Here is a 14,317-nt window from a genome sequence, read left to right as displayed (position 1 = left end):
ATGCGCAAAATTACTGGTAGAAATTATTACAAATCATTTTTCTTTTGGGGTTGACATCAGATAGTTTGTCTAGCCTCTGTCGGCCTGAGCCCGTTTACGAGCGCCGCTCTCTATGTTGTCTGACCGGCGTTAAACGGGTAAACTGATAAGGAAGAAATTTGGGAGGATTTTATGGATAAGCTGCGGCATCTCTACCACCAGTACCATGATTTCATCATGTACGCCTTCTTCGGCGGTTTGACCACCCTGGTGAATTTGGTCACTTTTTGGGTCCTGCATGAAACGTCGCTGCATCTCGGCTGGGCTCTAGCCAATACCATCGCCTGGTTTTTATCAGTGACTTTTGCCTTTTTCACCAATAAAACTTGGGTCTTCCGGTCACCCTACACGACGGCAAGTGCCTTTTTCAAAGAAATGTTTTGGTTCTTCGCCGCTCGTGGCGTAAGCTACCTGGCTGACATGGCCATCATGTGGGTTGGTATCGACCTGTTCCACGCCAACGCGATGCTGACAAAGATCGTCGACCAAATCGTGGTCATTTTGATGAATTACGTTTTCAGCAAGTGGATCTTCCACAGCAGTGATGCCAATACCAATATCCAAGAATCAGCAGAAAAGAAGCAAGAGGAGTAAACAATGGCCACAATCAGTCTCGTCGTCCCCTGTTATAACGAGCAGGAAGCATTACCGATTTTTTATGATACGGTGGAAAAAGTCATTCACGAAAAGCTTGCCGACTACGCGGTCGAATATCTTTTCGTCAATGATGGGTCCGCCGATAACACGCTGAAGGAAATGCGCCAATTACAGGAAAAAGATCCAGACCATGTTCATTACATTTCTTTCTCCCGCAACTTCGGCAAGGAGGCCGCCCTTTACGCCGGCTTGCAGAATGTCGGCGGCGACTACATTGCCGTGATGGACGTGGACCTGCAAGACCCGCCTGATTTGCTGCCGCAGATGCTCTCCGGCATCCTTGATGAGGGCTACGACGTCGTCGGCACCCGGCGGGTCACCCGGGCTGGCGAACCACCGATTCGCTCCTTCTTTGCCCGGATGTTCTACCGGCTGATCAATAAGATCTCGAAAACAGAAATCGTTGACGGTGCCCGAGATTATCGGCTGATGACCAAGCAGGTCAAGGATGCTATCTTGTCCGTCACGGAATACAACCGGTTCTCCAAGGGCATCTTCGGTTGGGTCGGCTTCAAGACCAAGTACATTCCTTATGAAAATGTGGAACGCGTTGCCGGTGAGACCCACTGGTCCTTCTGGAGCCTGTTCAAATACTCCCTGGACGGCATCGTCGCCTTCTCCGAGACTCCCCTGGCCATTGCCTCCTTCGTTGGCCTGCTATCCTTCGTCGGCGCCGTCTGCGCCTTGATCTTCATCATCGTCCGGGCCATGATCAACGGCGACCCCACCCCCGGCTGGCCCAGCATGGTCTCCATCTTCCTCGCCGTCGGCGGCCTCCAACTCCTCTGCCTCGGCATCGTCGGCAAATACATCGGCAACATCTACCTAGAAGTCAAACACCGCCCCATTTACATTGTACAGGAGAAAAAATAATCCGAATCTAAACAAAGAAGCATTCTCGCTTGAAATGAATTCAGCGTGAATGCTTCTTTTTGAATGTGTCAGTTTCGACGAATCTAGTGCCAATGCGAAGCAAGCGGAGGCGGATGGGGCTCAGCCATGGAAACCACACGGCGGCTCCGCCGCCGATGTGGTTAGGCGACTTGGAGACCGCGCAGCGGGCTCCAACCGCCGTCACAGCTAGCTACGCCTTCGGCTTCACACTTGCTGCACGTCGCCAGCCCAATTTTGCCGGAGGTTGCGAAGCACTTGGCACGGCAATCAACGACCAACCTATTTGTTCACCAGCTTCGTCCGCGTCACCCACTCAAACACCAGCAAATGACTCCGCATGACAAACGCCAACAACCAATCACCAAACATCAGCGACAGCACCAACAACCCCGCCAACATTCCAACACCAGCCCAGGTAAACCGGCTGAAGCCGATCCCGTTGATCGCATTGACACATTCCGCAGTGCCGTACAGCACTCCCACCGGCACGCCATACCCCACCAGGAACCGCACCGCCGGTTGCCACCAATACACTGGGTTGTCCTGCATCGTCCGCATTTGCAAGCGCACCGTGCGCATCCCCAGCGTCTGTCGGCCAAACGTCGGCGGTCTCACTAGCCACAGGAACAGTACCGCCCACGTCAGCCAGCCCGGTGCTGAAACACGCCCAATCAAGCTCACAGCCACGCCAATCAGCGTAGCCAGCAGCAGCGCTGCCAGCCAGTCCACAACGAACCCCGCCAGCCGCCACATCGAGACATTTTCTGCGCGCTTGGCCGCACTGTGATCCATCTGCGCGTCCGTCGGCAAAATCGGCATCACCAGCCGGGCCAAGCCGCCCCCGATCCAGCCGCCCGTGGTATTCAGCAGCAAGTCGTCCACATCGAACAACCGGTACGGCCGCGGATAAACGCCGTACAGCCCGCTGAGCTGCGTCAATTCAAAGAACAGCGACAGACAGAAACTGCTGATGATCACTTGCCACCACGGCCGATGGAAGTAATACCGCAGAAAGGCCCCAAAGGGAATCGTCAGCGCCACGTTGAACGCCGGCTGAATTACGGTGGGCGCCAGCAGCGCCGTCTTCCACGTGTGCACGTTGCCGAGTTGCAATGGATTGTATTTCAAAAACTCCCGAATAAACGTCAGCGGCACCAAATTATACTTTGGCGTGGTCAGCTTCGCCACCACCGCCCGGTCCGGCAGCGGCAGAATGATCAGAAAATACGCACACAGCAGATAGAAAACGAAGATATAGGTCCAAAAGACCCGCCAGCGGGACACCGCGCCGTATTTGTGATAATGCCACCACATAAACGGCAGCGCGATGATAAACGCTAACACCGGAAACGCATAGACCGCCGAGCGCAGGTCGTTGACATAAACGCTCATCGTCTTACGCCTGCACTTTCACCAACGTGTACTTCTTCTTCCCCTTGCGGATGATCACATAATGGCCGCCAAAAGCCGCGTCCGTATCCACCACAAAGTCCAGACTCTGCTGGCGTTCACCGTTCACATAGATTGCCCCGTTCTGGACGTCCTCCCGGGCTTGCCGGCGGGACGGCTCAATATGGGTCAGATCCACCAGGAACTCAACGATGCCAGTCTGGCCGCTGGGCACGTCCACAGAGGGTACATCCTTGAAGCCCTGGGCAATTTCGTCCGCCGTCAAGGCCCGCAGATCGCCGGAGAACAGCGCATGGGAGATCTTCTCGGCAGTGACCACCGCGTCTTCACCGTGGACGAACTTCGTCACTTCTTGCGCCAGCGTCCGTTGGGCCTCCCGCTTCTCCGGGGCCTCCTGAACGGCATCCGCCAGTTCATCGATTCGTTCATGGCTTAAGAACGTGAAGTACTTCAAGTACTTGACCACATCCCGATCATCCTGATTGAGCCAGAATTGGTAGAACTCGTAGGGCGTGGTCTTCTTCGGATCCAGCCACACCGCCCCGCCGGCAGATTTACCGAACTTAGTACCGTCGGCCTTGAGCATCAGCGGAATCGTCAAGCCGAAGACCTTTGTCTCCGGGCCCTCGATCCGGTGGATCAAATCCACGCCGGCCGTGATGTTGCCCCACTGATCCGCGCCGCCCATTTGGACTTGCACGTCGTTGTGCCGGAACAAATGCAGAAAGTCGACGGATTGCAGGATCTGGTAAGTGAATTCGGTGAATGAAATCCCCGTCTCCAACCGGCTGGCCACGACTTCCTTATTCAGCATCGTATTCACGGAGAATAATTTGCCGTAATCCCGCAGGAAATCCAAGATTGAAATCTTAGACAGCCAGTCGTAGTTGTTCACCACTTGGAAGTCCTGGGTGCCAAACAATTTAACCAGCTGATTGGTCAGCTTTTCCTGGTTTTCCTTAACCTGGTCCATGGATTGCAGCACCCGTTCGCTGTTGCGCCCCGATGGATCACCAATGGAGCCGGTGCCGCCGCCAATGAGCATCACCGGGTGATTGCCGGCTTCCTGGAACCGTTTGAGCATCATAAACGGAATCAAGTGGCCGACGTGCAAAGAATCCCCCGTGGGATCGGTCCCAACATATATACTCACGGGATGCTGTTTGAGTTCTTCCCGTAAGCCCTCGGCATCGGTTTGCTGATTAATGGCCCCGCGCCATTGCAAGTCTTCAATTAAATCCATGTGTGTGATTTCTCCCTTTCTTCACGGGTCGTCGGCAGTAACGCAACAAAAAAGCCGCCCCAATACAAATGTGTATTGGGACGACTGATTGCCGCGGTACCACCCAGCTTGCGTCCAAGACGCCAACTTCGTTCGATTAACGATCAACGACCGTCCAGCACTGCTGGTTCATTGTACTTCGGCATCGTTGACTGACAAGCTCACAGCACCCGCTTGCTTTCTGATCAGGAGCAACGATTCCTACTGCGATGATCCGCACTGGAATTCATGTTGCCTTGATGGTACCAGAAAGCCGTGAATGGTGCAAATTACTGGGTCCGCGCCGCGAAGTGCCGTTCCAGGTAGCCCAGCACCCCATCGGAGATGATCGCCATCAAGGCTGTGGGCAATGCCCCAGCGAGGATGATGGCGCCGCCGCTGGTGGCGTTGGTACCGCGAATGATGATATCGCCCAGACCGCCGGCGCCGACGAAGGAGCCGATAGCGGTGACCCCAATAGCCAGGACCAGTGCATTCCGCAAACCTGCCATAATGACCGACAAGGACAAGGGCAGTTCGATCTGGCGCAAAATCTGCCACCGGGTCATGCCCATCCCCTTCCCAGCATCGAGAATATCCGGATTCACATTGCGCATCCCGGTATCGGTATTTTTAATAATCGGCAGCAAGGAATAGAGGAACACGGTCAAAATGACGGTGTTGACGCCAAGCCCTAAGCCCAGCATGATGATCGAGACCATCGCCAGGGAAGGTACGGTTTGAATCACATTCGCCGCTCCGACGACCCATGCGGCCAGATGCCGGTGCCGTGAAATATACACGCCAATGGGAATCCCCACGATGGCGGCGATAATCACCCCGTAAATTGAGATCAGGAAGTGCCGATTAAACTGATCCAGGATATATTGGCCGTTGTGGGTGAAATAATACACCAATTGCTGCCACAAATTCATGCCTTGCACAATTAATCCGCCCCTTTCTCAAAATAGTTGTGCTTCTCTAGGAACTGTTGGGCCGCCACGGCCGGTTCTACCAGGTTGTTGTCCACTTGATAGTTCAGTTCTTGCATCGTGGTTAAGTTAATTTTGCCATTTAACCGGGACAAAATTCCCTTGAGTTTCGGATGGGCCTTCAAGGCGGCATCGTTCACCACAACACTGGCCTTGTAAGGCGGGAAGAAATGCTTATCGTCCTGCAGGAGCTTCAAATTGTAGCTGCGAATTCGACCGTCAGTGGAATAGCCCAAGACGGCATCCATCTTGCCTGCTTCCAGCGCATCGTAGACCAACCCGATTTGCATCGGATAAACGTGGCCGAAACTGAAACCGTAAGTATTTTGGAAAGCAGAATAGCCGTCCCCTCGGCGGTTCGCCCAAATTTGGTCGATACCGACCTTCATATCTGGAGCGACCCGTTTCATGTCCGAAATCGTCTTCAGATTATTGGCCTTGGCATATTTCTGGCTCACCATGAATTGGTATGTGTCCGCGAAACCATAGCTTGGAAAATAGGTCATGTGGTAACGCAACTGCATCAGCTTGAACACTTGATCATTAACAATTTTGGGATCAGTTTCACCGCTAAGATCAAGCACCGTCTGATAGTCGGTCCCGTTGTACCGGATAGCGGTCATGTCGGTATCGCCGCGCTTTTGCGCTTGGAAACTGACATTGCCGGAACCCAGATTATTCAGAATCGTGGTTGGCGTGTCTTTATCGTAATGCTGAATCATTTGTTGGATCATATTCGCCATGATCTGCTGTTCCGTTGTGTTCTGCGAGCCAATCTTGATGGTATCCGCCGATGTACCAGCTAAACCGGGCCAGCTGAAGGAACAACCGCCCAGGAATACGACCGCCAATACCCCCGCGAACAGGAAGGTGAGCTTGTTAAACAATGTCTTTTTCATCAACTCACACCTCCTGCGTAGTGGCCGGAGTGACTTTCTTCTCGACCAAGCCCAGCAGCCAGTCAACGACCAGCGCGAGAATGATGGCCGGGATGGAGCCGCCCAGAATCAAGTCGCCACGGTACAGGTTCAAGCCGTTGAAAATCATGTCCCCTAAACCGCCAGCACCGATATAAGATGCTAGGGCGGTCCAGGCAATGACGTAAGTCCCCGACAGCCGAATGCCGGACATGATCACGCCCGCGGCCTGGGGAAACTCAACCCACTTAATGGACTGCCAGTTGCTCATGCCCATACCCTTGGCGGCATCCAACAAGTTCGGATTGACGTCGGACATACCAATATAAGTATTCCGCAAGATTGGCATTAAGGAATAAATGAACAGCGCGACGATTGCCGGCGTGGTGCCGATCCCAAAGATTGGAATCATCATGGCCAGCAGCGCCATGGCAGGAATTGTCTGCAAGACACTGGTCAAACCGATGACAAAACCGGCGATTTTCTTCGCCCGCGTCAGCAGAATGCCCAGCGGTACCGCAACAATGACCCCCAAGGCCAAGGCGACAGCAGAAATGTAGATATGCTCGCCCAGCTCCTGCATCAGCTGACCGCCGTATTGATTAAGAAAGGTGACCATTATTGGCAGGCACCTCCTCCTTATCGTCAGGGGTAGGGTCAACGGCGTGGGCGCCTTCCTTAACATCGGTGGTGCCGATGTCAGTGCGCGGACCGTCTGTGGAGCGATCTTGGCCGTCATCGTTGGATGTGCCGCTGCCCAAGGCATCGTACACCATGTCGACTAAGGCGGCGCGGGTAACGATGCCAGTCAATTTACCAGCATTATCCACGACCGGGACGTTGCGGTAACCCCGCTTCAAGATCCGGTCCACGGTGTCCGAAATGACCGCACTTTGGCGGACATAGAAGACCTTGGGGTTCATGACCGATTCAACGGTGTCGGCGGTCCGGAAGTGGTCATTGATCACTTCTAAGTCCACATAGCCCCGCAGAATACCATCGGGATCGGTGACCAATAAGGTGTCGACCCGGGTCTTATGCATCAAAGTCAAGGCTTCCCGCAAGGTCGCCGTTTGCACGATGGAGACCGCCGGCCGGGCAATCTGGCCAACGGTGGTGATCGTCGGTTTCGCTTGAATCAAACGATCTTCACCAATCAAATCCGCGACGAATTTGTTGGCCGGGTGGCGCAGAATTTCTTCCGGCGAATCCACCTGGACTTCTTCCCCGTGGGACATGACCACGATGCGAGTCGACAGCTTCAAGGCCTCGTCCATATCATGGGTGACAAAGACAAAGGTCTTGCCCAGCCGTTCTTGCAGGTCTTTAACCAAGTCCTGCAGGGCGTCCCGGGTGATCGGATCCAAGGCACCGAAGGGTTCATCCATTAAAATCAATTCCTGATCAGCGGCTAAGGCCCGGACCACGCCGACCCGCTGCTGCTGGCCGCCGGAGAGTTCACTGGGATAGCGGTCTAAGTAGTCTTCGGGCAATTCGGCCATCTTGATCATTTCGACCGCCCGTTCGTCCATGCGCTTTTGATCCCATTTCAGCATCTTGGGCACCATCAGAATATTGTCCTTGATGGTCAAATGGGGCAGCAGGCCGATATTTTGAATCACGTAACCAATGCGCCGGCGTAATTTCACCGGATCCATTTTGGTAACATCTTCACCATTAATTTTAATTGTTCCTGAAGTTGGTTCATTCATACGGTTGATCATCCGCATCGTCGTTGTCTTCCCAGAACCGGAAGTACCGATGAAGCAGATGAATTCCCCCCGCTCCACGGAGATATTAAAGTCAGATACTGCAACATTATCTCCATATACTTTGCGCAGATGGGAAATTTCGAGGAATGCCGTAAGCGCCACGTCCTTTCGTGATTTCGTAAAAAACAGTGTCTTCTATGTTACCGGAATTTCTGAGAATATGCAAATATGCCGTGAATTATGCAATACATGGCGACCCTTCCATCCCCCTTCCTGCAACCCTCAGCGGCAATTGTCTCTGACCGCCGTTAGTCTGCCCTTGTTGTACCAGAAAACGCGCTGCTTGTCATGGTTTACATACCAAACAGCGCGCTATTTATGCACGCCCAACAATGCTGTCTGGGCGATCGGTGAATAAACTGAAATCATTCTCACTGGCCAGCAGATCTTGCAGATCATCCAGAAAATCATCCCAATTTCCCGGCAACGACGCGATTCCGTGCAAGCCTTGAATCGCCAGCGGCTCTTGATGGTGCATAGTCGCCATGAGAAAGTATCCCGGTTTAGTCTTATTCAGGACACCCGGCGTCATACACTTGGTATCAGCCGCTGTGAACGACACATCATCCAACAGGTCCAATACCGCCGGGTGACGGACTGTCAAAAAGCTGGTATGCTCCCCCGAGGGCAAGTCCCGGGTGAGCACAATGGATCGATTAGGCCGAGTAATGTGCATTTTTTCTACATGAAAACCCTGACGATACCCCAGTGTGAGATCGTCCACTTCCCCGACGAAAAAAATCGGGGCGATCACGTCCAGCCAGCGTAAAAAAGCCAGCCAGTTATGGGGCAGCCGGGTAACGCCGCGGCGTGTATGCCATACATCATCCATCTGATACTGCACTGACCAGCGTGCCCCATCCCGTACGGTCAGATTCGTGGTCATATATTCCGGATGCCACTGTGCAATATGTAAACTGGTGAACCGGCGGCGCCAAGCCATCCATAAATTGGCTGGATAAGTCGTCCGACCGTTGTGTGCGGGCCGCGCCGTGCTGTGAATCACCACGTGGACCTCATCCCCAGTGAAGGTAACGCTCACGCTGGCGTGGCCTTCTAAATAACTGTTAATTTCAAAATTGAGTGCTTGTAACATGGTGTTCCCTCTCCCCTTTAAAGAACAGACACCTCCTTCATACCACGTTTCCCATAATTTGTCACGTGTTGGGCCTTGATCGCGACGCACGTATTAAAAAAACAGCCATCTCCTGGGAGACAGCTATCTGATAGACCGCAGAAATTACATTTCGCCGCCCTTTTCAAATTGCAGGGTCAACCGGTCCGCGGCCATCGTAGTCACGTCCGTCAGCAAAGCCTTTGTCAGGGCAACAGCCTGGTCCGCCATGGCCTGATTGGCAGCCGTCAATTGGGCCGTGGCGTCAGCGGTGCTGGCCGCCAAACCAGCATCATTCTTAGCCACTGTACCGCTGCCCAGGGCAAAGCCCGCACGGCGGAAATTCAGGATGCGGTTCATGACGTCCTGATCTCGCTTGGTGAACAACGGATCAACCATATTGGCAATGATCTTATTCAGCCAGTACCAATTCTCGGTGGTGGCATCGTTCGTGGTATTCTTGAAAAACGCCGGCGTATCGCTGACATTGGCATAAAACGGCAGCGGGAACGTGAACGGATTCATTCCCATTGCCAGCCAATGAATTGCTCGATAACTTGCGGGCACGTCGCTGCGAATCTCCAGAATATGCATTTCCTGATTCCGGTTCATGCTGATTGGGCGATAGCGGCTCTTTTCCTCATCTGTACCAGTACGCCCGTAAGGATCGTAGGGCGTCCCCTGCATGTGGTCGGACAAAACCATCGCCACATCGATCACCGAAATCTTACGCGGGGCATGCTGAATGAACGGCAATTCCCGGGATTCCGGTACTTCCGGCAGATCTTTTTGGAAATGCCGCTGGGCCGCCCAAACTCGGGGTGTGTTGTAGAACCGGTCGCTGCGCAGATCTTCACCGAAGATTTCACGGAAGTTGAACCCTTCTCGGGCTGTATTCAAATGATTCTTTTGGGCAAAGGCCTGCAGGTCCGGCGCCGTGATGAAGTTCGCCGAATCCGCGAAGTTGATCTCCTGGATACCGGTTTGGTTCGGAGCAATCACGTAGGCATCGTCTGGGATCCGTTGAGCCGCCCAGTGGTGGCCGCCGACGGTCTCAAAGTACCAGACTTCATTGACGTCATTGAAGGCGATCCCGTTGCTCTCACAGGTACCGAACTCGCTGATCAGTTGACCCAAGCGTTCCACGCCTTCCTGAGCGGTCTTCACAAAGGGCAGCACACAGCTGAGCATCGCTTCTTCACCGATGCCGTCCGGAACCAGCGGATCCAGCCCAAGCATGGCGGCGTTGGTGAACTCCGTTTCCGTGGCACTCATGCCCACATTGGCACTATTGATGCCCGACTCACCCCATTCACCGTCTGTACTGGTGTCAGCCATCGGTGTCAGCGTGTGGCCCAGCGCATCCCCCGGCAATTGCACGTGGAAGCCGTTGAAGGTGGACTTGAATTCCCGACTGGCCGTCTGGGCAGGCACATAGATCAGCCGCTTGGGGTTGATTCCGCCCTCGGCATCTTCATTTCGAGCAATCATGGTGGCATGGTCGACGCTGGCTTCTTTTCCGACTAATACAGCAGTACAACTTGAACGATTAATACGCAACTGAAAGACCCCTTTGATTTTCAAACTATGTGCCAATTCTACCACCGCAGGCCAGTGTGGGGAACGCTTTGTTTTTCCCTGACCAGCCCGCGCGTTACAATGGTCATGTAAACAAAAAAGGACGGGGACAACAAAGCTATGATCATGACGAAAAGTCAGGTAGTGACCACCACCGTATACTCACCAATCCTGGGGATCGATTGGAATTACGATGCCTATCTGCCAGCAGGTTACAACGACAGTACACTGAGCTATCCGGTACTGTTCATGCTCCACGGCTTGTACGGAAACCACCGCAACTTGCTGGAGCGCTTCGATTCCCAGCAAATACTGGACGATTTATTTGTTCAAACCGGGCACGCCATGATCGTGATTTTTGTGGACGGATTTAATTCCTTCTATATTAATGCGATCAACGGTATGGCGATGGAAGATGCCATCATGCACGACTTGGTGCCCGCTATCTTTGCCCGTTACCGAATTCTCGGGGGTGCCAGCCGCCACGCCATCGGCGGAATTTCCATGGGCGGTTACGGCGCCGCCCGCCTCGCACTGCGTTATCCGGATGTGTTTGCCCACACGGCGCTGATTTCGCCGGCAATTTGGGAACATATTCCCAGTAACAGTCCGTTCCGTCAGTCACTGCACGCCTTCACGGATGGCCAAACAAATTGGGCGGATAAAGTGTACAATGCCCAGCTGCCTGTCCACGATGTCCATCACGGCAAAGGCCGAGTCGATTTTTATGTGGCGACCAGCGGTGATGACCAGACGGTGCCGGTGCATGATGTCCGGGACTTTGTGACGGTGCTGCAGGAAGTTGGTATTCCGACGGTTTATGTGCAGGATCAGGGCTTTGATCATGGCTGGGCGTATTGGCAGATGGCGACGCCGTTGGCGTATCGATGGGTACTGGCACACGTAACACATTGATTTTTAGCAGACCAAAAGGACCGACCATTTTTTGCTGGCCGGCCCTTTTTTTCACCCTTCATCCACCAAGGGCGCGGCAGTTAAAGCTTCGACCTTGTCCATCGCCGCCAGGACCTTCTCTGACGAAATGTCTGGGTCAATTAAGCGGAAAGATTCTGTATCGGCGGCGGCCCAGTCGGCGACGAGAGCCTTTTTCACCTTTAAGTCGCGGACGACGTGAAGATCACTGAGATTCGTGGGCAGGCCGACCTGCTGGTAAAACGGCAGGAGTGCACGGATCTCATCGTCGTCCCCGGTGTAGGCGAGTTGCACCAGGATACCGTAAGCGACTTTCGACCCATGGAGAATTTCGTGGGTTTCATCAACATAGGACAGCCCGTTATGGATCGCGTGGGCCCCAGCCATGCGACCGTCCGCCCCGGCAAAACCGCCGACGGTGCCAGCAATCCCAATGATCGTGTCGGCAATGGCGACCAGGTCCGCCGTTACCTGACCTTTGCGCAGGGCAACGACTGCTGGGACCGCGGCGCGCTGCAGGATCGTCCGAATCGTTTGGGCCGCGCTAAACCCCAGCTGGCTGAAAGCCGTGAGACTGTCCCGCCGAGGCCGGGTAATACCCTCCATCTCGTACCACTTAGCCAATGTATCACCGATTCCGGCGACTAAGTAATCCTCCGGCGTAGTGGCAATAATATCCCAATCCACCACGGTAGCGTAAGGTGCTCGGGGGAAGTAGGCGACGCGATTAAAGGTGTGGCCGACGGCATTGTAGATGGCGCCGATCGGCGTATACGGTGCGCAGTTTGACGCCAATGTCGGTACCGTAATGTATTCACAGTCGAAAATCTCAGCCACCAATTTCGCGGTGTCCAGCAGCCGGCCGCCGCCAATGGCAATAATCATGTCGGCGTGCTTTGCTTCCGCGGCGATACGGGCAGCATCCGCATCGCTGGCTGAACCGTCATAACGATACACCGGCAAGCGCAACGGTTTGGTTGTGTGGGCTTGGTAAGCGGCATAGGATTTCTCCCCGGTGATGATAATTGGATGAGAGAATCCCGTCAACAGTGTTGGCAGATTGGCAGTGGCCCCCTCTTCACTAACATAACGGTTGGTCCCCGGTCGAATTTCTTCGTCAATATCCATAAGCAATTTCTCCTTGTGTGTCGATTAATAACTTGATGAGTAATATACCCCTTTAGTGGTTGTAAAGCAACCGTTATCCTCATTTACATTATTTTTCTCAAATGCGGGGTCAGAAAGCATAATGTTACTTACTAAAAGTTTATGGCGAAGCGCTTACATTCCTTGATATAGTTCTAGTGGAGAGTGTGCAGGTTAAATTCAACGGCGGCCCGCATGATCGAAGCGCCCACACTGGACGCCACGTCGGTTACGAATGGTTAAACATGTACCGGTATAATGGTGCGTATGAGTCCGACCAAGCGGTGGATTCACGGATCGACAGAATCACGGCGGCAGTGGCTGCTGGCGACTTTCTAGTCTATCAATATCCCGGTTTGAATGGTCCGCGCTTTGAGACCCGCTTTATTGATTGCATGAAGATGCGCGGGGCGCGCGTGGACTGCTTTACTAAACGGGTGCTGCTTGCTGCTGAGCAAACGGTACGCTTCGGCCCAATCACACTGCCTAAATAAATTCTCGAAAAGAGGAATCATTTTGCGAAAATGGATCACAGATATCATTCAAGGCGAATCCGCCGATGCAACCTCCCAAGCCAAGGATGACATCACCGCCATCGGCATTCAGAACGGGTATGCGCCGCTGCACATTTTTCGCTATAACAGCGATTACGAATCCAATCAAGCCATTCAGTCCCGCATTGACGGGATCACAGCAGCCGTCACCAACGGCGATCTTGTGGTATATCAATATCCCGTCCTGATCAGCCCCCGCTTCGATCAGTTCTTCATTGATCAAATGCATAATCGCGGCGTCAAAGTCGTTCTGCTCATCCACGATGTCGAATTTCTTCGGGGAACCAATATTGGCAACAGTATTGATGAGATCCCCTATTTTAACAAAGCTGATGCTCTGATCATTCACAACCCAATTATGGGCGCCAAGTTACGAGAACTTGGCGTCAATGTCCCTATGGTCTCTCAATATCTCTTAGATTATCTGGACAATAACCACGACTGGCACCGCCTTTTTACGTCTCCTGAAGAGTTTACCAAGACCTTGGTTTTATCCGGTAATCTTTTCAAATCATCTTACTTAACAGAGTGGCACGAAGAAACTCCTATCTCAGTGTTTGGCGTTGCCGATGATGCGATTCAGAAAGGACTCCGGGATAATCCAAAAGTAGAGTATCATGGGGCCCTGCGCCGGGATGATCTGATCAATCAACTGCCTAAGGGGTTTGGCTTGGCCTGGGACAGTGATTCTTGGATGGGTCATTACGGAAGTTATACGAAATACAATCATCCCCATAAAGTATCGCTCTATCTTTCCCATGGCATGCCAGTGATCGTCTGGAAGCAGGCAGCAGTGGCACCGTTTATCGAGAAAAACCATCTAGTGCTGACCATCGGCAGTCTGGATGAAATTGATGGGCTGCTAGCAAATCTAAGCGACGATGAAATCAAGGATATGCTGGTACACGTCAATAATATGGGCGTCTTACTTCGAGACGGCTACTTTACCAACCGAGTGCTTGCAACAGCGGAGCAGCAGGCTTTCGTTGGTGACATTAATTTTCAGTAGTTCTCAGAATGAAAAACAGGCATGGCAACACCTGTTTTCAT

14 protein-coding genes are annotated in these 14,317 nt (G+C 53.2%); 5 read left to right on the top strand and 9 right to left on the bottom strand.

Going from position 1 to position 14,317, the window contains the following annotated elements; translation table 11 throughout:
• Positions 1-171: 171 nt before the first annotated feature.
• Both H627_RS0103335 and H627_RS0103330 read left to right on the top strand, forming a co-directional pair.
• Positions 172-633 carry a GtrA family protein gene (locus H627_RS0103335; RefSeq protein WP_027827790.1) on the top strand — a complete coding sequence of 154 codons (462 nt, stop codon included), beginning with the start codon at positions 172-174 and terminating at the stop codon, positions 631-633.
• A 3-nt stretch (positions 634-636) separates the two neighbouring features.
• Positions 637-1,569 carry a glycosyltransferase family 2 protein gene (locus H627_RS0103330; RefSeq protein ID WP_027827789.1) on the top strand — a complete coding sequence of 311 codons (933 nt, stop codon included), beginning with the start codon at positions 637-639 and terminating at the stop codon, positions 1,567-1,569.
• Between the two features lie 300 nt (positions 1,570-1,869).
• On the opposite strand, the gene H627_RS0103325 is transcribed toward H627_RS0103330, so the two are convergent.
• From H627_RS0103325 to H627_RS0103290, 8 genes are all read right to left on the bottom strand, one after another.
• Positions 1,870-2,982 (bottom strand): VanZ family protein, encoded by a 1,113-nt coding sequence (locus tag H627_RS0103325; RefSeq protein ID WP_027827788.1) that lies wholly within the window; start codon positions 2,980-2,982, stop codon positions 1,870-1,872.
• A gap of 4 nt (positions 2,983-2,986) precedes the next feature.
• Positions 2,987-4,243 carry a tyrosine--tRNA ligase gene (gene tyrS, locus H627_RS0103320; protein WP_027827787.1) on the bottom strand — a complete coding sequence of 419 codons (1,257 nt, stop codon included), beginning with the start codon at positions 4,241-4,243 and terminating at the stop codon, positions 2,987-2,989.
• 308 nt (positions 4,244-4,551) lie between these two features.
• On the bottom strand, positions 4,552-5,205 hold the full coding sequence (locus H627_RS0103315) for an ABC transporter permease (RefSeq protein ID WP_027827786.1): 654 nt from the start codon (positions 5,203-5,205) through the stop codon (positions 4,552-4,554).
• Positions 5,206-5,207: 2 nt separating this feature from the next.
• Positions 5,208-6,152: an osmoprotectant ABC transporter substrate-binding protein gene (locus H627_RS0103310; protein WP_027827785.1), complete on the bottom strand. Its 945-nt coding sequence runs from the start codon at positions 6,150-6,152 to the stop codon at positions 5,208-5,210.
• Between the two features lie 4 nt (positions 6,153-6,156).
• Positions 6,157-6,789: an ABC transporter permease gene (locus H627_RS0103305; RefSeq protein ID WP_027827784.1), complete on the bottom strand. Its 633-nt coding sequence runs from the start codon at positions 6,787-6,789 to the stop codon at positions 6,157-6,159.
• Positions 6,773-8,044 carry a betaine/proline/choline family ABC transporter ATP-binding protein gene (locus tag H627_RS16785; protein WP_152319341.1) on the bottom strand — a complete coding sequence of 424 codons (1,272 nt, stop codon included), beginning with the start codon at positions 8,042-8,044 and terminating at the stop codon, positions 6,773-6,775. The genes H627_RS0103305 and H627_RS16785 overlap by 17 nt, the downstream gene beginning before the upstream one ends.
• A gap of 214 nt (positions 8,045-8,258) precedes the next feature.
• Positions 8,259-9,038 carry a hypothetical protein gene (locus H627_RS0103295; protein ID WP_027827783.1) on the bottom strand — a complete coding sequence of 260 codons (780 nt, stop codon included), beginning with the start codon at positions 9,036-9,038 and terminating at the stop codon, positions 8,259-8,261.
• Between the two features lie 144 nt (positions 9,039-9,182).
• On the bottom strand, positions 9,183-10,616 hold the full coding sequence (locus tag H627_RS0103290) for a C69 family dipeptidase (RefSeq protein WP_152319342.1): 1,434 nt from the start codon (positions 10,614-10,616) through the stop codon (positions 9,183-9,185).
• A gap of 138 nt (positions 10,617-10,754) precedes the next feature.
• Here H627_RS0103290 and H627_RS16780 point away from each other — a divergent pair, with 138 nt between their 5' ends.
• Positions 10,755-11,549: an alpha/beta hydrolase gene (locus H627_RS16780; protein WP_051225128.1), complete on the top strand. Its 795-nt coding sequence runs from the start codon at positions 10,755-10,757 to the stop codon at positions 11,547-11,549.
• 51 nt (positions 11,550-11,600) lie between these two features.
• Here H627_RS16780 and H627_RS0103280 read toward each other — a convergent pair whose 3' ends face one another.
• Entirely contained in the window at positions 11,601-12,695 is a 1,095-nt protein-coding gene (locus H627_RS0103280; RefSeq protein WP_027827781.1) for an iron-containing alcohol dehydrogenase family protein, read from the bottom strand.
• Between the two features lie 185 nt (positions 12,696-12,880).
• On the opposite strand from H627_RS0103280, the gene H627_RS0103275 reads away from it, so the two are divergent.
• Positions 12,881-13,207 (top strand): glycosyltransferase, encoded by a 327-nt coding sequence (locus H627_RS0103275; protein ID WP_027827780.1) that lies wholly within the window; start codon positions 12,881-12,883, stop codon positions 13,205-13,207.
• A 22-nt stretch (positions 13,208-13,229) separates the two neighbouring features.
• Complete coding sequence (locus tag H627_RS0103270) at positions 13,230-14,276, top strand: glycosyltransferase (RefSeq protein ID WP_027827779.1); 1,047 nt, start codon at positions 13,230-13,232, stop codon at positions 14,274-14,276.
• Positions 14,277-14,317 lie beyond the last annotated feature (41 nt).

It is taken from the genome of Schleiferilactobacillus harbinensis DSM 16991 (assembly GCF_000425885.1).
GTDB lineage: Bacteria > Bacillota > Bacilli > Lactobacillales > Lactobacillaceae > Schleiferilactobacillus > Schleiferilactobacillus harbinensis.
The sequence above is the reverse complement of the archived record's forward strand: the minus strand, read 5'-3'. Positions and strand labels throughout refer to the sequence as shown.

Excerpts from the sequence above, each read along its gene's own strand:
- H627_RS0103335 (WP_027827790.1), top strand. The coding sequence starts at position 172 with ATGGATAAGCTGCGGCATCTCTACCACCAGTACCATGATTTCATCATG.
- H627_RS0103330 (WP_027827789.1), top strand. The coding sequence starts at position 637 with ATGGCCACAATCAGTCTCGTCGTCCCCTGTTATAACGAGCAGGAAGCA.
- H627_RS0103325 (WP_027827788.1), bottom strand. The coding sequence starts at position 2,982 with ATGAGCGTTTATGTCAACGACCTGCGCTCGGCGGTCTATGCGTTTCCG.
- tyrS (WP_027827787.1), bottom strand. The coding sequence starts at position 4,243 with ATGGATTTAATTGAAGACTTGCAATGGCGCGGGGCCATTAATCAGCAA.
- H627_RS0103310 (WP_027827785.1), bottom strand. The coding sequence starts at position 6,152 with ATGAAAAAGACATTGTTTAACAAGCTCACCTTCCTGTTCGCGGGGGTA.
- H627_RS0103305 (WP_027827784.1), bottom strand. The coding sequence starts at position 6,789 with ATGGTCACCTTTCTTAATCAATACGGCGGTCAGCTGATGCAGGAGCTG.
- H627_RS0103295 (WP_027827783.1), bottom strand. The coding sequence starts at position 9,038 with ATGTTACAAGCACTCAATTTTGAAATTAACAGTTATTTAGAAGGCCAC.
- H627_RS16780 (WP_051225128.1), top strand. The coding sequence starts at position 10,755 with ATGATCATGACGAAAAGTCAGGTAGTGACCACCACCGTATACTCACCA.
- H627_RS0103280 (WP_027827781.1), bottom strand. The coding sequence starts at position 12,695 with ATGGATATTGACGAAGAAATTCGACCGGGGACCAACCGTTATGTTAGT.